Genomic DNA, 22,403 nt, shown 5'->3' on the forward strand with positions numbered 1-22,403 from the left:
ACCGGAGCTGGTGACGAGGTGAGCGAGGATGGTTTTGTAGGAAAGGTGGAAATGGGTCCAGTAGTCGATGCTGAAGGTGCGGGTGGAGAAGGAGAGGTGGCAGGTTTTGCATTTGAACTTTTGGATGCGGGGGGAGGTTTTTGTTGAGTAGGAGCCTGTTCTAAAGAACCAGTAGCCTTTTGGAGAGAAGTGGTTGAGGCAATGGGGATTGGGGCAGAAGGGGGGATGGAACATGGAAAAACTCCTTTTTCTGGTAGTTCTTACTATAAGTAACTACGAGAAAAGGAGATTTTATTCATTTCCCACCACTATTCCGGACAGTAGGTTCGTGTTGCCCCCCTATGGCACTTCCGGGTACTATACCCCTATCTTCTTCCTTGGACGGTACCCAATGGCCATTCCTTCTGATTCTTTTCAGACAATTCCAGTCTCATGCAACAAAGATTGTGGTGGGGGGTGCCCGCTCGTAGCGGACATTTCCAACGGGAGGGTGGTCAGAATCAGGGACAATCCTGATCGCCCTCACTATATGCAGGGGTGTCTGAAGGGATACCGGATGGCCGACGTCTTATATCATCCCGATCGTATCCTCCATCCGCTCATTCGCTGTGGTAAGCGGGGGACTGCGTCCTTTCGTAAAGCTTCCTGGTCCGAGGCTCTCGACCTAATTGCGGAGAAACTCAGAGAGGTTAAGGCAAAAAAGGGCGTGCATTCGATCATCCGCCTGGGAGGTTCGGGCTCTTGCAGGGGGGCTCTGCATCATACTGCTCGCCTTACCAGCCGCTTTTTATCTCTTTTCGGAGGCTACACCGATACTGCAGGCAATTACAGCAGTGAGGCTAGTGATTTCGTCAAACCCTTTATGTATGGAACCGATCGTGTGGGAATTGACGTTGAATCATTGGAAGATGCCAGGGCCATTGTGCTCTGGGGGTTTAATCCTTTCGACACCCGATTCGGCTCTGAAACTCAGCAGTTTCTTCTGGCTCTTTCAAAGCGGGGTATTCCCTTTATTGTCATCGATCCAAGGCGGACGGCATCGGTGAGGAAACTTGGTGCAAGATGGTTTCCTATAAGACCGGGAAGCGATGGCGTACTTTTGTCGGCATTAATCCATCATCTGGCATGCGGAGATGCCAAGCCTCATTTTGATCGAAGTTCAATGGAGCGCTATACTGTCGGTTTTGATCGTTTGGAGGCCCATCTTTCCGGAGCGATCGACGGTGTTGTCAGAGATATTGAGTGGGCAGCTCCCTTGTGCGGGCTTTTCACCGACGATATTCGCTTTCTTGCCGATCTTTTTGCCGATACTAAGCCTCTTGCCTTGCTATCCGGACTCTCGGTGCAAAGGACCCTTGGCGGCGAGGAGGCGGACCGTCTTGCCGGAGTACTTCAGCTTGTTTCCGGAAATGCCTGGCTTGCGGGAGGGAATCTTGGGTGTGGCCAATGGAATATGCTTCCAAAGCCTCGATGTGGAAAGATTCCGGTTCCTCAAACGGGGGATGTTGTTTCCGTTCCTGTCTATCTTTGGCCTGATGCGATACTTGAGGGAAGAGCCGGTGGTTTTCCCTCTTCTCCTTCTTTTATTTACTGTGTGGGGGGAAACTATCTGGGCCAGGGAAGTGATCTTAACAAAAGTCGTAGGGCCTTTGATAAGGCGGAGTTTTCCGTGGTGCATGACTATTTTCTTACGGAAACTGCCTCCTGGGCGGATATAGTCTTGCCGGCAACCACGTTTTTGGAACGGGAAGATATCTGTTTTGTTCCGGGAAATTATCTGTTTTATTCGGCCCAGGCGGTTTCTCCCCAAGGTGAGGCAAAAAACGATTATGAGATTTTCTCACTTTTGGCCGAACGTTTGGGCTTTGCCGAAGAATTCACCGGCGGATTGAGTGAGGCTCAATGGATCGAAAAGTTCCTCGATGAAAGCGTTGTAGATGATCAAAAGGCGTTTCGTGACTGCGGTATCTGGTTCGGGAAGGAGCACCGGCGTCGTGCTCTTGCTGATTTCTTTGCCGATCCCGAGGGCAAGAAATTGTCGACTCCTTCCGGAAAGATCGAGATTGCTTCTCAGGCCTATGAGGCCGCAGGAGGACCGCTTTGGCCTGTCGCGCACATTCCCCAGCCCCCTGACGATTATCCTCTTATGTTGATTACTCCCCACGAGAAGTATCGCACTCATAGTCAATTTGATAATCTTCCCGTTTTCCGGCGGCTCTGTTTTGATAAGATGATGATGCACCCGGAGGATGCTCTTTCGCGAGGGATAGGAGAAGGGGATAAGGTTGTGGTGAAAAGTGAGGTCGGCTCCATGGTGATGCAGGTGGCGATCAGCAACGATATTGCCCGGGGGGTAGTTTCGGCCAATCAGGGTACCTGGCCGCGGGTTGACGATGAATCCGGGCTTCCGGCGGGCAATGTCAACATTTTGACCTCAACCGAACCGACCCTACCAAGCCGGGGCTCGAGAACCCATTCCGTCTTTGTCGAGGTTTCGCCCTGGCTCTCTGATTAATCTATTCGTTCTATCATCTTTGCCAGTAGTTTTCTGTCGATGGGCTTGGACAGATAGCCATTGCATCCTGCCTCGATAAATCGCTCCTCATCTCCCTTCATTGCACTGGCTGTTAGAGCAATAACGGGCAGATCGGAGAGTGCCGGACTTTTTCGTATGTTCTCGATGGTTTCCAGCCCATCCATAACCGGCATATGCATATCGAGAAGCAGCAGATCAAATTTTTCCTTTTCTAAAAGCGTGATGGCCTCCCGGCCGTTGCCGACCACGATACAGTGATGGCCCATGCTTCGGATTAATAGTTTCATCAATTCTTGGTTTAAACCGTTGTCTTCGGCAACTAAAATCGTTTTAGGAGATGAAGAAGATGCGTGTGCCCTCTGGTCCTCACCTACGGAGTCTTGTCGGGGGCTGGGGCCGTGTATCGCGGATGTCTTTGCGATTGTGGGCAGCGGCAGTTCGATGGTGAAGGTTGATCCTGTTCCTGCTTTACTCTCAAGGGTGACATTTCCACCCATAAGATGGACCAGTCTCCTTGTAATTGATAGCCCAAGCCCTGTACCGCTGAATTTGCGTTTGGCAGAGCCGTCCAGCTGTTCGAATGGATGGAAAATCTGTTTGCGGGATTCTTCCGGGATACCTATTCCCGTATCGGAGACGCTGAAACGCATGATCCCTGTGTTTTCGTAATGGGCCCGAAGGGATACAGAACCCACTTCGGTGAATTTCATGGCATTGCTTAAAAGATTCATGAGAATTTGGCGTATTCGATATTGATCTCCGAGGAGTTCGGGAAGCGGAGTATCGTGCTCAACCGTAAAATCAAGACCTTTCCGCTTAGCTTCCAGGGAAAACATCCCCTTGATATTTTGAAGCAGGGCCTTAGGGTCAAATGTATCAATCTCAAGATCGAGTTTGTTGGCTTCAATCTTGGAAAAATCAAGGATATCATTTAACAATTCGAGCAGATTCTTTCCGGAGTCCTTGATAAGGTGCAGATGGTCACGTTTTTTGGCATCTTTCGTCTCATCGAGAAGCAGATCGGTAAAACCAAGGATGACATTAAGAGGGGTTCTGATTTCATGGCTCATGTTGGCCAAGAATTCACTTTTCAATCTGCTTGCCTCTTCGGCTACCTCTTTTGCCTGTTCCAGTTCCTGCTGATAAGCCAGTTCTTTCGTTATATCTTCCTTAACTGCAACGAAATTGATGATGGTTCCGGCGTCGTTCTTGATGGGGCTTATCAGGGCCTTTTCCCAGTAGGTGGAGCCGTCTTTTCGTTTATTATGGAACTTCCCTTCCCAGACATTACCCGAGTTTATTGTCTCCCATAAATTCTTGTAAACCTCCTCGGAGAGGTAATCGGTTTTGAGTATTCTCGGATTTTGACCAATTGCCTCTTGTCTGCTGTAGCCAGTAGAGCGTTCAAAGGCTCGATTGACGAACTCCATATTGCCTTCGAGATCGGTTATGACGATGACATTGGCACTCTGCTCTACGGCTTGAGTAAGTTTCAGGATCTGCTGCTCCCGAAAACTCTGTTCTGTTTGGTCGGTTAGAAGGCCGGTAATGGAGAATGGCATTCCGTGCTGGGTAACGATACGGCTTGATGTCCTGACCTGTCGGGTTTTCCCCTCTGCATCGGTTACTCTGAGAAGAGAGGTTGCTTGGCGTTCGCTTATCAGCTTATTCATTTGCTGTCGCAGGTAATCGTGATCCTCTCTGTCGATCAGGTCAAATACCGATTTTCCGATGATATTTCGTGGGAAGAAACCGTAGCGTTCTGCTGCGGAGGAGATATAGACGACATTCCCCTTCAGATCGATGGTATATACAACATCATTCAGATTGTTGATGATCTCTCTTCCGTTCATCCGCTCCCGGATAAAACTCTGAAGCAGCGTTGTGTGACGACTTGCTGTCTGCAGTATCGAGGAGAAGGCTTCCGGTGAAAAGTCCGATTCTATGATTGCAAAGGCGTCCGGCGGCGGCGCTGCAGGGAATTGTTGCTTCTCTCTGAACAGAATGACCGGCGGCAGCGCTCTTCCTATGATCTGGGTAAGACCGGGAAGCTCGATATCTGCAAGGATGATAGGCGGTTCTTCCTCACTGAAGGAGGGCTCACAATAAAATTGGGGGTAAGCAATACGCAGTTGGCTTATGTTTGAGAATGTAAGACGTGGATCGGTACCGAGCCGACGACACATGCTAAGGGTGCTTTGTACTAATCCCTTGGCCGGGTCACCTATAAGTAACACATATAACCTATTTTTCACTGTGGATAGCATAGAGAAAAAAGCTTGGGAAAACAACCGGTGGAAGGTAATGGTGTTACCACTTTTTTTGAGGGAAAACGATATAAACCTTCGTTCCGTCTTTGCTTGAGATACTTAGTTTGCCGCCGAGCTGTTCGGTCAGGGTTGATATGAGGACAAATCCTAATGTCTTTCCGCTGCCCTCAGGGCAGACACCTTCAGGTAAACCCTTCCCGTTATCACTGACCGAAAGATGAAATTCTCCGTTTCGATGATGAAGGGTGATATATATCTTTCCTGATTTCGCCTCGTCGAATGCATAGCGGAGACTATTGGTGACCAATTCATTTACGATGAGCCCAAGGGGAACGGCGATTTCAATTGGGAAGGTTGCATCGTCGATCTCCGATTCTATGGTCACGGCAGAGGCCTGGTCGTTGAATAGATAATAGCTCTCTTTCAATTCTGCCGTCAGCTCATCAATATAATGATCGAAGGGAATGGAGCTGAGGTCTTCGGTGTTGTACAGCTGTTCATGTACCAGCGCCATAGAGTTTATCCTGTTCTTCATCTTTTCCATTGGGGTTGTGCACTCTTCACAGGTTTCGATTCCTATTTGAAGATTTAGGAGACTTGTTATGATCTGCAGATTGTTTTTTACCCTGTGGTGTACCTCCTTCAGAAGCTGTTCTTTTTCCCGCAGGGAATCCTGCAGCTCAGCGGTCCGTATCGCGATCTCCGTTTCCAGATTATGCTGATAGCGTCGGTTCTGAAGAACCAGATTCCGTTTTTCAAGGGCCCTTTGTATGCTGTAGAGGAGAACGCGCAGATCGGTTATCGGTTTTAGAATGTAATCCCAGGTACCAAGTTGAATGGCCTTCACGACATCCGAGATGTCCCCGGTTCCCGAAACAACAATGATAGGGGTATCCGGAGCCTCTTGCACAACCGTCTTAACGACCTCGTGGCCGCTTATTCCCGGCATCATGATATCCGTTATCACGACATCCGGTTTGCGGCTTTTAAAAATTTTGATTCCCTCTTCCCCGTTTTCAGCTTCTATGACGATGTAGCCGTAATTATTCAAGAAAGCGGCTATACTTTTTCGTACAGCCCTGCTGTCTTCCACAAGGAGAATCGTAGTCTCGTGGACTTTGGTCATACTTATATCCTAAACAAGCATTCCCCTGCCCGCAAGCCAAACAGGAGTATACTATTATACCATATACGGGATTGTAAAATATCTGGTTCTCTGGTATTATTGGTAAGACGTATGAAGAGTGAGGTATGATGTGTCGAGGCGACGGTCGCTTCTTTTGGAAGTAAAAGAGCTCTTTATGGACGAGCTTACACAGGGGAAGATTCCCATTCAGGGTAATAAGCTTCCTTCTGAAGAGGAGCTTGCGCGTAGCCTTGACGTCAGCAGGACCACCATGCGGGAACTTCTTGCTACCCTCCATAAGGAGGGTGTAATCACGAAACGGCACGGACTGGGAAATTTCATCCATTTCAGTGCCCTTGAGCAGGGATATCGTATTGATCGGACCAGAGACTTCGGTTCTTTGATAGCCCTTGGCGGAAAGCATCCAGGCTACAGCGTCTCTTCTCGATCACTTACCGATGATGCGGATGAAGAAAAACTAAGGAAGGCCTTTTCCTTGCCTCTATCTGATGAAGGACGTTATGTTTCCACTCGCTGCACCTTTTTTGCCGACGGCGAAGCTGCTATCCACTGTCTGGTTTTTGTACCCGAGAAACTTCTTACAAGTCGGCCCACGGATGTCGGAGAAGAAAATGTCTATGCGTTTTTGCGCAAATATTGCGGGCAAGAGGTGGAGCACCCCCTGATCTGGTTTGAACCTACATCCTGTGATACCGACCTCTCTTCCTGCTTCGGTATCCCGGAGGGGACCCCTATCATCGAATGGAAAGAGCAATTCTACAATATCTATGATGAGGTTATCTGTTATTCGCTTACCTGGTTTCATCCTGTTTCCATGAAGCTTTCCATGCTAAGAAAAACCTGGGAAGATTTTTCACTTCGTTAAGCGTTAGGAGGAGTGCATGTTCAGTATCAATCAACGGGCGGTACGGGTTGTAAAGGAGGAGATCCTTCCCCAAGCCGAAGAACTCAATTGCCGGTGTCATATCCTTTCCAACGGCGCTAGGGTTGTCGACATGGGTGTCGATGCACCCGGGGGGTATTCCGCCGCATTGCTTTTCATCAAGGCGACTATCGGCGCCATGGGGCACGCCGTTTACGGACGCTTTCGGGAAGATGGGCTTGATCTCCCCTCTATTGACGTCTATATCGATCACCCTCAGGAGGCATGCCTCTCATCTCAATTTTCGGGATGGAAACTTCCGGGCAACGATGCACCTTCGGGTATCAATCCCATCGGATCAGGTCCTGCTAGGGCGATTGCCAGGAATGACATCTTTTCTCAGGTGTGGCCCTATAAGGACAATCACCACGAAACGGTGTTTGCCGCTCAGACGCAGCGCCTTCCCGATGAGGCAATGGCAGAGAATGTTGCGCAGGCTTGCGGTATCTCTCCAGAAAACGTCTATATCCTTGCGGCAAGGACCGGCAGCCTCGCCGGTTGTATACAGGTGTGTTCGAGAACCGTCGAGGCTTCTATTTGGCGGCTTGAACGTAAAGGTTTTGATATTTCCAAGATTATCAGCGGTATGGGGACCTGCCCCATTGCTCCGCCGATAGCCGATGAGTGTATCGCCATGGATAGGGTTAATACGGCCTTGCTTTATGGTGTCACAGTCCGATACGTGGCGAATTGCAAGGATGAAGAGATTGAAGCGGTAATAGATAAGGTTCCCTTTAACGCATCTCGACGTTATGGAGAGCGTTTTTCCGACATTTTCGAAGAGGGACATCGTGATTTTTATCTTGTCGATAAGGATATTCACACGGTAGCCAGATATGAAATCGTCAACTATGCAAGCGGAAACCAGTTTTCGGCCGGAGAAATTCGAGTTGATATGCTGCGGGAATCCTTCGGACTTCGGGGATAACGAAGATGCTGGTCATCGGTGGGGATATCAATGTAGGCATCGAGGGGATAGGGGATATCTTCGACCGGCGGGATGAAGCAGCACTGATATCGCTTGCCCGAAGACAGGTCGAGTTTGGCTCCTCCGTCGTCGGTATCAACCTTGCGGGAAGAGATGATGAAGTTGCCGATCTCCTTTGGGCCGTTAAAATTATCCAGGTCGCATGTTCGGTTCCCCTTGCCTTTGACTGCCCCGATCTTGAGCATATCGAGGCCTGTCTTTCTGTCTATGAGGATCGGTGGGGGGCTGCCGTTCTGAATTCCACCACCGCAGAAGCGGCGAAACTTGAAGCCTCATGCCGCCTTGCCGCCGATCGGGGGATGATTCTGATTGCTCTCCCCACCACCGGGGTAGGCCTTGAGGAATCGGGTGATCAGTTCCTTGAACTGAGTGGGCGCATCGTCGACGCCGCCCTTTCGTCAGGCCTCTCTCCCTCCCGCCTCTACATCGATCCGATGCTTAAGCCTGTTGCGGTTTCGGATCTCAGTGGTTGTCAGTTTCTTGACCGGCTTCACGCCGTGCGGAAAGCTTTTCCCGAGGTCGGTACGATATGCGGAATAGATAATATATCGCACGGCCTCCCTGCCAGACAGTTGCTTTCTTCTATGTTTCTTGCAATGGCCATGGCCGGGGGCCTTAGCGGGGTCATCATGAGAAGCGGCGAGTTGCATTATGGAGCCTTGCGAGCAGGGGCTGCGCTTCTTGGATGTGATCAATTCTGCAGTACCTATATTGCCTCATGGAGAAGCGGCGCCTGGGATAACATTGTTCGGATATAATGAATCGTCTTTAACAAAGAGGATGGTATCGGTATAATGGGAAGAAATAGGTCTGATGATATGAGCTATGGCGCCGGAAAAGTAGCCGATAGGTGGAAGGTCGACTCGGTTCCGCTTTATGTAAAGGTAAAAGAACGCATCATAGAGATGATAGAGGATGGAGAGTTCATCGGTAATCGGCTTCCTCCCGAAAACATGTTGTCGGAGCGACTGGGTGTCAGCAGGGCAAGCATTAGAGAGGCCCTTGCCGCTTTGAGCCGGGAGGGAATCGTATCCAAGCGGCATGGAATCGGCAATTTGATTCATCGGAGTACCCTCCGGTCTCGTATGAGGATCGACCGGTATGTGGATTTTTCCGAGATATTACGGGATGCCGGACACCGGGTTCGGTTCGAACGTACCGCTTACCATTGGTTACCGGGGGAGGAGACCCTGTGCATTGAGGCGTGCTATGTTGCAGATGAAAAACCCGCAATCATGGTAAAGGTTCTTGTTCCTTCAGAGATGCTTGCTTCCGATCCTCTCAAGGATGATTGCCTTTACAACACACTTCCCGACTTTCTCAATACCTATGCATGTGAACCTGTTTCGCATTCTCTCTGTTATTTCAAACCTGCCGCAGCCTCGGATGCGACTTCCCGTCAATTAGACGTGCCGCCCGGTGCTCCAATCCTCGAGTGGAAGGAATCTTTTTACAGCATCTTTGGCAAGATTCTTGCAAAAACGACCATTCACTTTAATCCGGAGATTGTGTCGTTTTCCCTTTTACGAAAATGGGAGTAGTCGATGATCTACGATTGTCATTTACATCTAACCGACCCGGTCGATCTTATCTTACGCGAGATGGATCGTTTCGGTGTGGATCGGGGCATTGTCTGCCCCTCCGGTATTGCACGTGGCGAGGAGGTCTTCGATCTGAAAGGTGCTTCGGCAATGATGGAAGCCATTGCCCGCTCTCGCGACCGTGCCGTATCTCTCGCCTCCGAAACGGTGAGCAGGTGGAACCGTCAAAGTGCAGAGGTCATTCGAAGGCATCGCGATCGTCTTATAGGCTTTGCCAAGCTTGACCTCCGTCTTTCCCAACCCCTCCTGGCAAGCCTCATGGAAGAGGCCGTTGACCTGGGCTTTGTAGGCTTCGGCGAAATCCTTGGTGCCGAGACCTTGCCCGATCGTTTTGCTTTTCTCCTTGCAAAATCGGCGGACTTGGGTGGCTTTCCGATATTCGTTCATGGTGACTACCCTGTTACTGCCGATGCCATTGTGCAGATTGCCTCTCTTGTTTCCTCGGTGCCCGGCACTCCGGTGATTCTCGGTCATCTTGGGGGCGATTTCTGGATCACGGCAATAGCGGCGGCACGAGAAACCGCAAATCTCTATCTCGATGGCTCGGAGGCCGTCAATCTGGTTGCACTTCGCGCCGCCGCAGGGGAGGTCCCTGATAAACTCTTTTATGGAAGCGACTTTCCTTGGGAAACCATGGGAGTCGGCTTATGCAGGATCAATCAGTTGGGCCTTTCGGAGGAAAAGCGGCAGGGGATCCTCTTCCGGAACATCGAAAGAGTGCTTAGCGGTTCTGCCGCTTCTAAGGATGGAGAGGCTCTATGAAGCGTCATGCCGAGGTTGTTGTGATCGGTGCAGGGGTAGTCGGACTCTCCGTGGCCTATCATCTTGCCGTTCTGGGACGAAGTGTGCTTCTTCTGGATGCCTGTGCCCCGGGATGTGGGGCCTCGGGTGGGAATCTCGGCCAGATTTCGGTGATGGATCGGGAACCTGCAATTCAGCTTGCCTGGACCAATGAGACCCTTTCCCTCTACCGGAGGCTGGAAGAGGAGGAAGGGCTTGATTTCGAGGCGAATTACTCCGGTGGGCTCTTACTCTTTTGTTCGGCTGAACAGAAAGAACAGGGCCTGGCTCTGATGGAACGGCAGCGGCGGCGGGGGGTTCCGATAGAGCCGGTCGAAGGTTCCGCCTTGAAGGGAATCGAACCGCATCTTGATGCCGACGGGCTCCTCGGTGCTCTTTACTCTTCCCAGGAAGGGAGTATTATGCCCTTAAAGGTTGTCTCGGGCCTGACGGAGGCCTCCCGCAGGCATGGTGTCGAGATTTGCGCACCTTGCCGTGTGACAGGTTTTCGAGTGGGTTCCGGAAGAGTGAAAAGTGTTGTTACGAAAAAGGAAGAGATTGAAACCGATTGTGTCGTATTGGCCGCAGGAGCGTGGAGTCGGGATATCGCTGCCTTTCTTGGTATGGATCTTCCTGTCTATTACCACAAGGGAACAGCTTTGGTTACCCGTCCGGTTCCTCCTCTTGTTCGGACGGTTGTCGTGAGTGGTGGGTTCCTTACCAATAGGCCGCTTACCAATCGTATTGTAGGCCTTGGTGTCGCTCAGCACCCGAACGGTTCGCTGATCATCGGCCAGGCAACCGAACCCGGAAGGTATTACGAGAGGGATCTGAGCGTAGAGGGGGTATACGAGACGGTACGCAATTTCCTCCGTTATTTTCCCGATCTCGGCAGCCTTGAAATTATTCGATCCTGGGCGGCCAATACGACCTTTACTCCCGACGGGCTGCCTGTTTTCGGTTTTTCTCCGGAGTTTGACAACTTCTTTGTTGCCTCCGGCCTAAAAGGCGCCTTTTCCACCGCCCCTGCGGCAGGGAACATGGCTGCCGCAATGATCTGCCGTGGCGGTGGCTCGGCGCCATCTCCGGCGGAATGGAGCGATATCTTACAAGAGTGGAAGCTTGATCCTTGTGATCTTGATTCGATACGTCCGAACAGGAGGCTTGTATCCCATGGCTAATCCGACCAGCTACAAACCGGGAAACTCACTGTTGCACAAAACAGACCCGAGGATTAAAACGATTGTTCTGATCTTCTTTACCGTCCTTATTTTTGTCTTCAAGAGTTTCATCTCAATCGGCCTGCTTTTTGCTGCCATTTTGATTCTTTGGAAGGTTGCAGGTCTTGGTTACCAAACGATTCTATCATACGTCAAATTTATGATGGTGCTTTTCATCCTTTTGATGATCATGCAAAGCATCTTCTATCCCGGGGTAATCGTGCTGGTTGAGCCGCTGATACCGCAGTGGTTTCCTCTTATCGGCGGCATGGGGAACATCACCATGGAGGGGATCCTCTTCGGCCTCCTGCTCTGTCTGCGGGTGTTGACGCTTCTTTGCACCCTGCCGTTACTCCTTGTAACAACAACCATCGAAGAGCTTTCTCTCGCCATGGTGAAACTTGGCCTATCGTATAAGGTGGCGTTTACGGCAACCACGGCTTTAAATCAGCTTCCGATCCTTCGTTCGGATATTGTTTCGATTATGAATGCACAAAAGCTACGGGGCTTTACGGTGTTCGATACCGGAAAACTTTTTGCCAAGCTAAAAGCCTTTCCGACCCTCGTGGTTCCTCTGGTAATGGGGGCCATGCGCAGGGCAACATTAATGGGCGTTGCTATGGATTCCAGGGCCTTCGGCTCGGATAAAAAGCGTAGCTACATCATGAGCATACGAACAAAGCCGGGGGATTGGATATTCCTTCTATCTGCCTTGGCCTTTGGGGGGCTCCTTCTGGTCCTCAATTATTACTGGGTATAGGGGGAAACGATGGAAGAAGAACGTGCAATCGTCTGCTTTGAGGATGTCTGGTACCACTATCCAAGGACAAAGGCGTGGAGCCTAAAAGGAATCAGCCTTTCTATCAAAAAGGGGGAGTTTATTGCCGTCATCGGCGAAAACGGTGCAGGAAAGACAACCTTCTGCAAATGCTTGAACGGCATCATCCCCCATACCGAACGAGGACGATTGAAGGGGCGGGTGAGAACATCGGGATTGGACACGAAAACCGCATATACCTCGGAATTGGCACTGCATGTCGGTATCGTGCTTGAAGATCCTGATACACAGCTTTTTACCACAACCGTTTTGAATGAGGTTGCCTTCGGACCGGAAAACCTGAGGCAGGATCCCAAGGAGATCAGAGAAACTGCACGTTGGGCCTTAGAGGTTGTGGGGCTTGAAGGCTATGAAGACCGTCCTCCTACCGCTCTTTCCGGAGGCCAAAAGCAACGTGTTGCCATAGCTTCAGTTCTTTCCATGCGCCCCGAAATCATCGTTCTCGATGAACCGACAAGTCAGCTCGATCCTTTGGGCACCGAGGAGGTCTTTGAAGTAGTTAGCCAGTTGCGTAGCCGCTACGGCATGACCATCATCATGTCATCACATAAGATGGAAGAGATCGTCCGGTTTGCCGATAGAATACTGGTTCTTCACCATGGTGAGGTTGCCGCTTTCGACACCCCGGAACAGGTATTTCGAAATGAGGAGCTCTTCTCCGAGGTCCAGGTGGCCATACCGTCGACGGTCGAACTTGCAGGCTATCTGCAGAAACGTAATGTGCCGGTTTCCCTCTTTTCATCTGTCGAAGAGGGTGAGAGCGAAATACGAAGGTGCCTAAGAGGTGCCGGGGAGCGATCATGAAATCTGATTCCGTTGTCTCGATCAAAGCATTATCCTGTACCTATCCCGGTGGGGTGGAAGCATTAGAAGATATCGATCTTGAGATCTATCGGAATCAATTTGTAGGGATCATTGGGCAAAATGGTGCGGGAAAGTCGACCCTTTTGCAGCATATGATCGGTCTTCTTAAGCCGAAACAGGGAGAAGTGACGGTCCTCGACACCGACACGCGATCGGCAGCCGTATCCCAATTGGCCACCAAGGTTGGATTTGTCCTCCAGAATCCCGATCTTCAGCTCTTTGCCCCTACCGTTCGGGAGGAGGTCTCCTTCGGTCCCTCCAATCTTGGAATCGAGGGGCGGGAGTTGGAAGAGCGGGTGACCAGCTCGCTGGAGACGGTTGGCCTCGCTAGTCAATTGGAAAGTTTTCCCCTGACCTTGAGTAAGGGCGACAGGGCCAAGGTGGTCATTGCCTCGGTTCTGGCGATGAATCCCGAGATCATCATTCTGGATGAGCCGACCTGTGGGCAGGATCATAAGGGAAATACCCAGATCATGAATATCGCCACTTCCCTGTGTGATGCAGGAAAGACCATCATTGTCGTTACTCATAACATGGACCTGATAGCCCGCTATGCAGAGCGTATCATCGTCCTGAAGAAGGGGAGGATTCACATGGATGGTTCGGTACGTGAAATCTTTTCCCGACCAAAGGAGCTTTTGGAGACGCATATAAAACCGCCCTATATCACAAGGCTGGGTCAACGTCTTGACGATTGCCTGGGCGGAGAAGAAACATATCTGAACGTTGAAGAACTTGGGGAATCGGTTGTCCGGAGAGCCTGTGAAACACGTACTCTACCGGCCGGCCATATAATCCCGAAAAGGGAATAAGGGGGTTTTATGAATAATGAAGAAAGGGAGGACCTGACAAAGAAACAGGGGTACAAGCTGCTCGGCGGCGTACACCCTTCGGTTCTCGCCATTTGGGCCGCACTTATCGCGGCCGGGAAACTGCTGCCGGCAATTCCGATCATCGGATCGGGAGGGACTTTCAGCGTCAGCGCGGCGTTGATTCCCCTTTCCGGCGTCTTCTTCGGGCCTGTTGGAGGTGCAATTTGTGCCGCCATCGGAGGATTTCTGGGACAGATCATCGCGCCGCATATCGCCTGGCTGGGGATTGCGACCTTTTTGATCGGAACGAGTAACGCCTTCGTGGCAGGTTGTATCACTCGCAGAAAGTGGTACATCGCCGTCGGCATTATCGCGATCGGCTATATCCTTTGGTTTTCTACCAAGATCGGCCGGGGGGCGGCGCTTTTCCCGTTGGTTTTCTACAGCCTTGGTCTTGTCGCCACTGCCGTTGGAGCGTTGATCTGGAGAAATGAGAAGGCTTTCTCGGAAAAGCCCGTTCTTCGCGGCATTGGTGTCTTCGTCTCAGCCTATGCCGGCTTTGTTGGTGCTGCGGGGCTTGCCAATTTCGCCGGAATTACCTTGTACCAGTGGCCTTCGGCGATGTGGATCGGATTGGCCTTTGTCTCTCCTTGGGAACGGGCGATCTTTTCTCTTGGTGCCACCATCATCGGTGTTCCTCTTCTTATCGGGCTTCCAAAGATCGGTGTTTTCATCGGTTCCGATGTGGAAGATCTGGACGAAGAGTAGTGTATGCGAGGCTTTCCTCCCTTTCTGCTCTCATGCCGTTTGGGAGGGGGCTTTTTGAAGGAGGCAGATCATGGTTATTGATGCGCATGTCCATATAACATCGCCGCATATCATCTCCAATATGGAAGGCTATCGGGCCAAGGAGCCCTATTTCGATCTGCTTTCCGGCAGTCCGAAAAATAAAAACGTTACCGCCGAAGAGTTGATCTGCGATATGGACAAGGATGGTGTTGACCGGTCGATCGTCTTTGGCTTCGGATTTCGCGATCAGAACAACTGTCGTCGTGCAAACGACTACACCATTGAGGCGCTTTCCCGATTTCCCGATCGGCTTGTCGGTTTTGCAACGATAAACCCTGGTGCCGATGGGGTCAGGATGGAGCTTGAACGGTGTAAGGCCGGGGGCCTTACAGGGGTGGGCGAGATCATGCCCATGGGGCAGGAGCTCGATATTACCGACAAGGGGGTCATGGAGGAGCTCTGCGGCTTCTGTGCGGAGAATAACTGGCCCTTGTTGGTCCATGTAAACGAATTGGTAGGGCATTACTATCCCGGAAAAACGCCGGATTCCATACATGAAGCGGAGTGCCTCGCCACCAATTTTCCGGACACTACCATCATCTTTGCCCACATGGGGGGAGGCCTCTGTTTTTTCGAAGCCATGCCGGAGTTGCGAAAGCAGCTCGGTAATGTCTATTACGACACCGCGGCGCTGCCCTTTCTTTACGATGCCACAATCTTCGATGCTCTTAAACAGATGGGGCTTTTGCCGAAGCTTATCTACGGCTCGGACTATCCCCTTCTGAAAATCGGCCGTTTTCGGAAGATGATCGAAACCACATCCCTCACTGCTGGAGAAAGGGCGGATTTTTTTGGCAACACCGCAGGAAACCTTTTGGGACGTTTGGCAGGGGAGGATCACAATGGCTGATCTTATCATTGCCTCTATTGGCACCCTCATTCGCAGCGCCGACCGGGTTGAACATGATGTGGACATGCATATCTCCGGCGGTACCATTGTTGCCATAGGCAAGCAGCTTGCAGATGGAATCTCTGATGGAACCGAAGTGCTTGACGGCCGGGGGAAAACAATCATCCCCGGTTTTGTGAACAGCCATACCCATCTTTACCAATGCTTTCTCCGGGGACGAAGCGATACTCTGGCTTTAAAATCCTGGAGCGAGGCGGTCACCTTTCCCTTTGCACATCTTGTCCATGCCTTGGACTGGGAGAAGGGCGATATCGAAGGGGGGTATTTTTGGACCATTGTCGGCTGTATGGAGATGATTCGAAGCGGTATCACCGCTTTCGTGAACATGGATTTGACCCTTGATTCGGTTTTTCGAGCCTATAAGGATACAGGAATGAGGGCGGTGGGCGCAGTGACGGCGGTCAACCGCTGGGTACCCAAGGAGCTGGACCAGGATTTTGAAGAGCGCAAGCGGGAGATCCTTCGTTATATCGAGACCTGGAACGAGAAAAAGAACGGCAATGAGATGATAAAGGTCTTTATTGCCCCTTCCACTCCCTTCACCTGTACCGAGGATTTTCTACTTTGGCAGATGGAACAGGCCGAGGCCTTTGATCTCGGCGTACAGATCCATGTTTCCGAGACCAGGTGGGAGGTCGAGCAGTCCCTTAGAGAGCATGGACTCATGCCCCTTGTCTATCTCGATAAGATAGGCTTCCTTCGTCGGCCGGTGATGGCGGTTCACTGCGTGCATTTGACCGAAGAGGAGATCGACATTGCGGTCAGAAAGGGTGTTGTCCCTGTCTACAATCCTAAAAGTAATATGAAGCTAGGCAGCGGTGTTGCCCCTGTTTCCCGAATGATCGGAAAAGGACTTCTTCCGGCTCTTGCCACCGATGGTGCCGCTTCCAACGATCTCCTGGATATGTTTGAGGAAATGCGCTGCGGTGCAGGATTGCAAAAGGCCTTTTGTCTGGATCCGAAGGCTGTTAGCGCGGAGGATATGTTTCGCATGGCCACGGAAAACGGAGCCTCTGCCCTTGGACTGAACAGTGGCACTCTTGATCCCGGTAAGAATGCGGATTTTGTCCTTCTCGACATGAAAAAGCTTTGGTCCTCTCCTGTGCACGATCCCGTCCAGAATCTTGTCTATTGCGGTACCCCTTCCAATGTCGAAAGTGTCTTCATCGGAGGTAAGGCGGTTCTGCGGGACAGATGTTTTACCAACATTGACGAAGAGGGAATTCTTGATCGTGCTTTGAAACTTTTCGAAGCAAAATTCGGTTCGGTTCGTGGGAAGGGCTCCCTGACGGCTGAATTTTGAGCAGATGTTTTATGATGGAGAGTGTGTATGGATAAAAACGAGATTGGGCAACGTATTATCGAACTGAGAAGAACGCTCCACCGGCAGCCGGAACTCTCCGGTAAGGAATTCGAAACGGCGAAAACCATTGCCGCCTTTATGAGGGAAGCCGGCGCCGAGGTCTCTACCGGTATCGGAGGAACGGGGCTTAAGGCCGTTCTCCGAGGAAAACAGCCGGGGAGAACCATCGGATTTCGAGCCGATATGGATGCCCTTCCTGTGGATGAAGAGAATGATCTGCCGTACAAATCGCAGGTTCCGGGGGTGATGCATGCCTGTGGTCACGACAGTCACGTTGCCTCTGTGGCGGGAGCTTTTCTCTATATGAAGGAATTTTTGACCGGAGGGGTTCCGGAAGAGGGTAACATCGTCTTTATTTTTCAGCCTGCAGAAGAGCGCCCTCCGGGTGGTGCCCGATTTATGATTGAGGAAGGGGTTCTGAAGGAGCCCAGGATCGATGTGATGGTGGGACTGCACAATAGCCCCAACTTTCCTGTCGGCATGGTGATTGTTCCCGAGGGAGCGGTTACCGCAGGAAGCGATCTTTTCGAGCTCATCATTAAGGGCCCCGGCGGGCACGGTGCCCGACCAGAACAGTGCGCCGATACCGTGCTGATGGCATGTCATTTCGTTGTCCTCCTTCAGTCCATGGTAAGCAGAAAGTATACTCCCGGCCAGTGGCCTGTTATCTCCGTCGGTTCCATATCCGGAGGCAAGGCTCACAACATTATTCCCCAGGAGGTTAAGGTTACCGGTACTGTCCGCTCTTTTCGGGACGACGGCATGAGAATCAAGGAGGAGATGGAAACGATTCTTGACTCCCTTGTCAACCTTTTCGGGGGCGAGTACTCCATCTCCTACCGTTTCGGCTACCCTTCGGCGGTGAATGCCCCCGGAATTTCGGAATTGGTACGGCAGACGGCACGGGAACATGACTTTTTCCGCTGGGTGGAAACAAATCTCGACCGTGCCTATGTTTCCGAGGATTTCGGCTACTTCAGCAGTGAGGTTCCCTCCTGCTATTTTACCTTCGGTGTGGGGGATGATCGGAAGGAGAGTCCTGGCCAGCTGCATACCGGTCGTTTCATCATGGACGATTCGGTCTTGCCTCATATTTCGTGCCTGCTCTGCAATATCGGCTTGAAGTATCTAAGTTCTGGTGCGGAGCTTGGGAGCGAAGAGGCATGAAGCGTATCATTCATCACCCCATTCTCGGTGAAATGGAAGAGAAAAAACTGGTCACTATTTTTGTCGACGGTAAGAGAATACAAGCCCGGGAGGGAGAGCCTATTGCAGCCGCCCTTCTATCTGCGGGAATAGATGTTTTTCGGCACACAAAAAAAGGATCTCCCCGTTCTATCTTTTGCGGAATCGGTCAGTGCACCGACTGTTCGATGATCGTCGACGGTGTTCCCAATGTTCGCACCTGTGTCACCCTAGTGGCGGACGGAATGATTGTGGAAACCCAAGAGGGGGTCGGCGTTGCCAATCTCTAAGATAGTTGAGGATGCCGACCTTCTGGTTGTAGGCGGGGGGCCTGCCGGCTTAGGGGCCGCAATTGAAGCGGGGCGGCGGGGCGCTCGTGTCCTTGTGGCTGATGAACACGACAGGCCTGGTGGCCAGCTTTTCAAGCAGATCCATAAATTTTTTGGCTCACATGCTCACTATGCAGGCTCCCGGGGCTTTGAGATAGGAAATCGGCTTATCATCGATGCCCGGGATGCAGGTGTCACCGTGCTCCTTTCCACCAAGGTCCTGGGCATTTTCCCCGATCACAGAGTTTCTCTGCTGACGGACGGCCAGAAGGTTGTGACCATAAAGCCCCGGGCCTTGGTTCTTGCAACCGGTGGGGGAGAGCGGGGGGCCTCCTTTCCTGGATGGACCTTGCCCGGAGTCATCACCGCAGGGGCGGCACAAACCTTTTGTAATATTCACCGTGTGCTTCCAGGCAAACGGGTGGTGATGATGGGCTCCGGCAATGTTGGACTCATCGTCGCATATCAGCTTCTTCAGGCAGGGACAGATGTTATCGCTCTGGTCGAGGCCAAGGAGGAGATCGGCGGCTATCAGGTCCACGGCGCAAAAATTCTTAGGGCGGGAGTACCCATATATACCGGTCACACGGTCAAAGAGGCCAGGGGGAATACCCATGTGGAGGAGGTCGTTATTGCGGCTGTAGATACTGCCTGCAACGAAATTCCCGGCACCGAAAAGTCATTTCAGGCGGATACCCTTTGCCTTGCAGTCGGCCTCACGTCCGATCAACGCCTTGCAACCATGGCAGGCTGCCGTCTCTGTTTTTCTCCCGAATTCGGTGGGACGATTCCGTGGCACGATAAAGATCTTGAAACCTCGATTCCCGGTATCTTTGTTGCCGGCGATTGCGCCGGAATAGAGGAGGCCAATACCGCCCTGGATGAGGGACGTATCGCCGGTATCGGTGCCGCATGTGCCCTTGGAAGGATTTCCGAAGCAGAACGTGAGGCGGCGACGGCGGAGATCTGGGATCGGCTGAACGACCTTAGAAGCGGAAGTTTCGGCATCCGCCGCCGCATGGGAAAAGAGCGTATCATGCGGTCAGGTTATGGACAAGAAATCTCCTGCAGTGACTGTGGAGCCTCAGGTACGGTTACCGATAATACCGATAAGGTACCGGCGGAAAGCTGCCCTGACTCCTTTCTTATCGGCGATGATCATCCTCCTGTCGGTAAGGGAAAGAAGCCCGTTGCCGTTTTCTATTGTGACCAGGATATCCCCTGTAATCCCTGTATTTCCGCCTGCCCCGTTGGGGCGATTACCATGACTCCCTCCCTCACCGGTACTCCAAGGCTTGATTCTGATCTCTGTACCGGGTGCGGGCGCTGTCTTTCCGTCTGCCCGGGACAGGCGATCGTTCTCTTCCTGGAAGAGTATGGTCAGAGTCTATCGACCCTCACCTTTGTCTATGAATATCTTCCCTTACCGCAAAAAGGGGAACGGGTGCGGGCCGTTGATCGCTTCGGGTCTGTTGTGTGTAATGCAGAGGTGATTCGTGTATCACAGACGCAGCAGCAAAATCGTAGCCCGCTTGTCACCATCGCCTACGACCGATCATACGCTGGTCGGGTCCGTTTCATCGAAAGGAAAAGGGAGGAAATGTGAGGTCTCGTATTATTTGCCGATGTGAGGAAATAAGCGAAGAAGAGATTATCCGGGCGGTGCGGGCAGGCTGCCGGAGCGTTGCCGAGGTAAAACGCTTCTGTCGGGCCGGTATGGGGCTTTGCCAGGGACGAACATGCGGGCCTCTCGTCGCCTCCATCATTGCCAGGGAACTGGGAGTACCGAAAGAGGTCGTCGAGACGGACACTCCGCGCTTTCCTCTTTTTCCCGTTGCCTTAGAGGCTTTCTGCGAAGAAGTTAAGGATTGACACTCCTGGTCACTACCGTAAAAATGAATGTCGTTATGGGCATAGAAAACGTGAAAAGAATGATATTGTCCTTTTTATAAAGATGGCAGGCAGGAATAGTAGATGGCCGTTACAACAGTTTTTGTCTTATTTCCTTTTGCGCTCGTTGGAGCCGTGCTGTATAGCAGGCTTCTTATCGGAAAGTTGAATTTCTTCCAATTAATCGAAACCTTGCTGTGGAGAAAGGTACTTATCACAGTTACCTACATTTTTTCCATAATCATACTTACCCTTGTTTTGGTGTTCATTTCTTTTGCTCTTTTGATGGGAATTATCGGTTTCCCGCTTCTTATTGCGTTGGATATCGTCGGAATTGTTCTGGTACGAAAAAAGAAGAGAGAGGCATAGGGGTGAGCATTTGGGATCGTTATTTTTTTTGTCTCTTCTCTTGGTGTCAACAACTCAGGAGGGGGCAGTACATCTTCCACCTCTTTAGCCACTAACAATTCTTCTCGTATGGAACCTCGTTCTTCATACCGCTGCTTTCCTTCACGCCAATATCCGGCGTCAAACAATCTTATAGCATTCTTTCGTATCGTAAACCTGACAGTAACGATCCCCGATTCAATTTCCCCAATACAAAAGAACCTATCTTCATCAATACTATGCTTTGTATCCTCTAAAATGATTCTTTGGAGATCAAAAAAGCAAATTGTGTTTCTTCGAATGAGATATTGTGTTTTTTCTTGTTGAACCTGCAGGAAAACCTACAATTAACTGTACAGCACAATAATGTAGATGTAAACTCAATTATCTAATCGACAATAAAATAGATATATCTGCCTTTGATTCTCGCTACAAAGTGGAAATCAAATCTGTATTCGCAGAAGTCGTTATTATCTGCGCAGATCTCGTCTTAATCGGAAAAAATATGTTCGCAGTTGATGGATGTAAACTCCCTTCAAACGCTTCAAAAGAATGGAGCGGCACGTTCAAGGACCTCAAGACGAAATAGCAGGTAATCATTGCAGCGGAAGCATTTGGCAGAGGACAGGAGCAGCGTTTCTTCGGCCCCTCTGGAAACCGATATCAATCAACAACAGTAAATTGTAAAGGCTGTCCATAGCGGGAAAAATGCTTCAGACGGAATGCGGTAAAGAAAAAGTAAATATACAATGGCTTTTATACTGTATTGTGCATAATATAGGAAAAATAACCAATGCAATGAGACCTGTATAAGAAAACTTAGCTGAATAAACCGGGAAATACTGTTATAGAGAAAATTAATTCAAACACTTTGCACAAATAAAGATATGAGAAGGAAAGATTCTTCTCTATTTCGGGGATTTCCTACAGTCTCGTTATACGACGTACCAATTTAGGAAGGGGTTACAGAAACATTCTCATGTTAAAGAATGATTTCATATATCCTGTCCCAGAGAGTTTTCCCTTCATGTCGCTTCGCTTGTGCTAAAACTTTAAGGACAGATTCCCTATTTGAAGAATGACATAACATTGATTTGCTTTCTATATATTTTATAGTTTCATCCCACCCTAAACATGCTTCAAGCTTTGAGTGGTTGATGATTTCAAGGGTAACATTTTCGCCATATTCATGGTAACCGCTCCATAAACCCCACCCCTTAAAAAGAAGAGGTGAGTAACATCTCCGGGGTTAATTTTTCTGGAAGCAGATCCTCCCAGGAGCTCTCTGATGATTCAATTTTCGGCAATTTTTGAAGTACGTAACGAATGTACCAATACGGCTCAAGGGAGGCCGATTTAGCCGATTCAATCAGACTGTAAAAAATCGCCGATGCATGAGCACCACGAGGTGTTTCGGCATGCAGCCAGTTCTTACGTCCGATTACAAACGGTCTGATCGCTCTCTCGGCGGCGTTGTTATCAGGGGTAAGGCAGGCAAGGTCGAGATAGCAA

At 50.6% G+C, this 22,403-nt stretch carries 21 protein-coding genes; 18 read left to right on the forward strand and 3 right to left on the reverse strand.

The genetic code is table 11. From position 1 onward, the window contains the following. Nucleotides 1-391: 391 nt before the first annotated feature. Complete coding sequence (locus tag F459_RS0120740; protein ID WP_033302234.1) at nucleotides 392-2,515, forward strand: molybdopterin-containing oxidoreductase family protein; 2,124 nt, start codon at nucleotides 392-394, stop codon at nucleotides 2,513-2,515. On the opposite strand, the gene F459_RS0120745 is transcribed toward F459_RS0120740, so the two are convergent. Together F459_RS0120745 and F459_RS0120750 are read right to left on the reverse strand one after the other, a co-directional pair. Next, nucleotides 2,512-4,791: a hybrid sensor histidine kinase/response regulator gene (locus F459_RS0120745; RefSeq protein WP_245540246.1), complete on the reverse strand. Its 2,280-nt coding sequence runs from the start codon at nucleotides 4,789-4,791 to the stop codon at nucleotides 2,512-2,514. The genes F459_RS0120740 and F459_RS0120745 overlap by 4 nt on opposite strands. A 55-nt stretch (nucleotides 4,792-4,846) precedes the next feature. After that, the gene (locus F459_RS0120750; protein ID WP_020614578.1) at nucleotides 4,847-5,932 is read right to left on the reverse strand and encodes a response regulator; all 1,086 of its coding nucleotides are present in this window, start codon (nucleotides 5,930-5,932) and stop codon (nucleotides 4,847-4,849) included. A 130-nt stretch (nucleotides 5,933-6,062) separates the two neighbouring features. Here F459_RS0120750 and F459_RS0120755 point away from each other — a divergent pair, with 130 nt between their 5' ends. From F459_RS0120755 to F459_RS24485, 17 genes are all read left to right on the forward strand, one after another. Then, on the forward strand, nucleotides 6,063-6,818 hold the full coding sequence (locus tag F459_RS0120755; protein ID WP_033302232.1) for a GntR family transcriptional regulator: 756 nt from the start codon (nucleotides 6,063-6,065) through the stop codon (nucleotides 6,816-6,818). A 16-nt stretch (nucleotides 6,819-6,834) separates the two neighbouring features. Continuing rightward, nucleotides 6,835-7,803 (forward strand): methenyltetrahydromethanopterin cyclohydrolase, encoded by a 969-nt coding sequence (mch, locus tag F459_RS0120760; RefSeq protein ID WP_020614580.1) that lies wholly within the window; start codon nucleotides 6,835-6,837, stop codon nucleotides 7,801-7,803. A 5-nt stretch (nucleotides 7,804-7,808) separates the two neighbouring features. Further along, nucleotides 7,809-8,621, forward strand: coding sequence for a dihydropteroate synthase (locus F459_RS0120765; protein ID WP_020614581.1), 813 nt, complete (start codon nucleotides 7,809-7,811; stop codon nucleotides 8,619-8,621). Nucleotides 8,622-8,657: 36 nt separating this feature from the next. Next, entirely contained in the window at nucleotides 8,658-9,404 is a 747-nt protein-coding gene (locus F459_RS0120770; protein ID WP_020614582.1) for a GntR family transcriptional regulator, read from the forward strand. 3 nt (nucleotides 9,405-9,407) lie between these two features. Further along, complete coding sequence (locus F459_RS0120775) at nucleotides 9,408-10,226, forward strand: amidohydrolase family protein (RefSeq protein ID WP_020614583.1); 819 nt, start codon at nucleotides 9,408-9,410, stop codon at nucleotides 10,224-10,226. Continuing rightward, complete coding sequence (locus F459_RS0120780; RefSeq protein ID WP_020614584.1) at nucleotides 10,223-11,425, forward strand: NAD(P)/FAD-dependent oxidoreductase; 1,203 nt, start codon at nucleotides 10,223-10,225, stop codon at nucleotides 11,423-11,425. Before F459_RS0120775 ends, F459_RS0120780 begins: the two co-directional genes overlap by 4 nt. Further along, nucleotides 11,418-12,224, forward strand: a complete 807-nt coding sequence (locus tag F459_RS0120785) for an energy-coupling factor transporter transmembrane component T family protein (protein WP_020614585.1) — start codon at nucleotides 11,418-11,420, stop codon at nucleotides 12,222-12,224. The genes F459_RS0120780 and F459_RS0120785 overlap by 8 nt, the downstream gene beginning before the upstream one ends. Nucleotides 12,225-12,233: 9 nt before the next feature. Continuing rightward, complete coding sequence (locus F459_RS0120790) at nucleotides 12,234-13,106, forward strand: energy-coupling factor ABC transporter ATP-binding protein (protein ID WP_020614586.1); 873 nt, start codon at nucleotides 12,234-12,236, stop codon at nucleotides 13,104-13,106. Then, nucleotides 13,103-13,978: an energy-coupling factor ABC transporter ATP-binding protein gene (locus tag F459_RS0120795; RefSeq protein ID WP_020614587.1), complete on the forward strand. Its 876-nt coding sequence runs from the start codon at nucleotides 13,103-13,105 to the stop codon at nucleotides 13,976-13,978. The genes F459_RS0120790 and F459_RS0120795 overlap by 4 nt, the downstream gene beginning before the upstream one ends. A gap of 9 nt (nucleotides 13,979-13,987) precedes the next feature. Continuing rightward, nucleotides 13,988-14,746, forward strand: a complete 759-nt coding sequence (locus tag F459_RS0120800) for an ECF transporter S component (RefSeq protein ID WP_020614588.1) — start codon at nucleotides 13,988-13,990, stop codon at nucleotides 14,744-14,746. A gap of 70 nt (nucleotides 14,747-14,816) precedes the next feature. Continuing rightward, nucleotides 14,817-15,677: an amidohydrolase family protein gene (locus F459_RS0120805; protein WP_020614589.1), complete on the forward strand. Its 861-nt coding sequence runs from the start codon at nucleotides 14,817-14,819 to the stop codon at nucleotides 15,675-15,677. Further along, a complete protein-coding gene (locus F459_RS0120810) occupies nucleotides 15,670-17,040 on the forward strand; it encodes an amidohydrolase family protein (protein ID WP_020614590.1) in 1,371 nt (456 codons plus the stop codon). The genes F459_RS0120805 and F459_RS0120810 overlap by 8 nt, the downstream gene beginning before the upstream one ends. A gap of 27 nt (nucleotides 17,041-17,067) precedes the next feature. After that, nucleotides 17,068-18,267 carry a M20 metallopeptidase family protein gene (locus F459_RS0120815; RefSeq protein WP_020614591.1) on the forward strand — a complete coding sequence of 400 codons (1,200 nt, stop codon included), beginning with the start codon at nucleotides 17,068-17,070 and terminating at the stop codon, nucleotides 18,265-18,267. Further along, complete coding sequence (locus tag F459_RS0120820) at nucleotides 18,264-18,575, forward strand: (2Fe-2S)-binding protein (protein ID WP_020614592.1); 312 nt, start codon at nucleotides 18,264-18,266, stop codon at nucleotides 18,573-18,575. Before F459_RS0120815 ends, F459_RS0120820 begins: the two co-directional genes overlap by 4 nt. Then, on the forward strand, nucleotides 18,562-20,220 hold the full coding sequence (locus tag F459_RS0120825; protein WP_020614593.1) for an FAD-dependent oxidoreductase: 1,659 nt from the start codon (nucleotides 18,562-18,564) through the stop codon (nucleotides 20,218-20,220). The genes F459_RS0120820 and F459_RS0120825 overlap by 14 nt, the downstream gene beginning before the upstream one ends. After that, on the forward strand, nucleotides 20,217-20,486 hold the full coding sequence (locus tag F459_RS0120830) for a (2Fe-2S)-binding protein (protein ID WP_020614594.1): 270 nt from the start codon (nucleotides 20,217-20,219) through the stop codon (nucleotides 20,484-20,486). Before F459_RS0120825 ends, F459_RS0120830 begins: the two co-directional genes overlap by 4 nt. Before the next feature lie 102 nt (nucleotides 20,487-20,588). Next, nucleotides 20,589-20,873, forward strand: a complete 285-nt coding sequence (locus F459_RS24485) for a hypothetical protein (RefSeq protein ID WP_020614595.1) — start codon at nucleotides 20,589-20,591, stop codon at nucleotides 20,871-20,873. Between the two features lie 1,235 nt (nucleotides 20,874-22,108). On the opposite strand, the gene F459_RS0120840 is transcribed toward F459_RS24485, so the two are convergent. Then, nucleotides 22,109-22,403, reverse strand: a 295-nt coding sequence (locus F459_RS0120840) for an IS66 family transposase (RefSeq protein WP_020614596.1), incomplete at its 5' end; no start/stop codon positions are given.

Source organism: Sediminispirochaeta bajacaliforniensis DSM 16054, assembly GCF_000378205.1.
GTDB lineage: Bacteria > Spirochaetota > Spirochaetia > DSM-16054 > Sediminispirochaetaceae > Sediminispirochaeta > Sediminispirochaeta bajacaliforniensis.

Excerpts from the sequence above, each read along its gene's own strand:
- F459_RS0120780 (WP_020614584.1), top strand. The coding sequence starts at position 10,223 with ATGAAGCGTCATGCCGAGGTTGTTGTGATCGGTGCAGGGGTAGTCGGA.
- F459_RS0120740 (WP_033302234.1), top strand. The coding sequence starts at position 392 with ATGGCCATTCCTTCTGATTCTTTTCAGACAATTCCAGTCTCATGCAAC.
- F459_RS0120750 (WP_020614578.1), bottom strand. The coding sequence starts at position 5,932 with ATGACCAAAGTCCACGAGACTACGATTCTCCTTGTGGAAGACAGCAGG.
- F459_RS0120785 (WP_020614585.1), top strand. The coding sequence starts at position 11,418 with ATGGCTAATCCGACCAGCTACAAACCGGGAAACTCACTGTTGCACAAA.
- F459_RS24485 (WP_020614595.1), top strand. The coding sequence starts at position 20,589 with ATGGCCGTTACAACAGTTTTTGTCTTATTTCCTTTTGCGCTCGTTGGA.
- F459_RS0120770 (WP_020614582.1), top strand. The coding sequence starts at position 8,658 with ATGGGAAGAAATAGGTCTGATGATATGAGCTATGGCGCCGGAAAAGTA.
- F459_RS0120805 (WP_020614589.1), top strand. The coding sequence starts at position 14,817 with ATGGTTATTGATGCGCATGTCCATATAACATCGCCGCATATCATCTCC.
- F459_RS0120790 (WP_020614586.1), top strand. The coding sequence starts at position 12,234 with ATGGAAGAAGAACGTGCAATCGTCTGCTTTGAGGATGTCTGGTACCAC.
- F459_RS0120765 (WP_020614581.1), top strand. The coding sequence starts at position 7,809 with ATGCTGGTCATCGGTGGGGATATCAATGTAGGCATCGAGGGGATAGGG.
- F459_RS0120775 (WP_020614583.1), top strand. The coding sequence starts at position 9,408 with ATGATCTACGATTGTCATTTACATCTAACCGACCCGGTCGATCTTATC.
- F459_RS0120815 (WP_020614591.1), top strand. The coding sequence starts at position 17,068 with ATGGATAAAAACGAGATTGGGCAACGTATTATCGAACTGAGAAGAACG.
- F459_RS0120810 (WP_020614590.1), top strand. The coding sequence starts at position 15,670 with ATGGCTGATCTTATCATTGCCTCTATTGGCACCCTCATTCGCAGCGCC.
- F459_RS0120795 (WP_020614587.1), top strand. The coding sequence starts at position 13,103 with ATGAAATCTGATTCCGTTGTCTCGATCAAAGCATTATCCTGTACCTAT.
- mch (WP_020614580.1), top strand. The coding sequence starts at position 6,835 with ATGTTCAGTATCAATCAACGGGCGGTACGGGTTGTAAAGGAGGAGATC.
- F459_RS0120800 (WP_020614588.1), top strand. The coding sequence starts at position 13,988 with ATGAATAATGAAGAAAGGGAGGACCTGACAAAGAAACAGGGGTACAAG.
- F459_RS0120820 (WP_020614592.1), top strand. The coding sequence starts at position 18,264 with ATGAAGCGTATCATTCATCACCCCATTCTCGGTGAAATGGAAGAGAAA.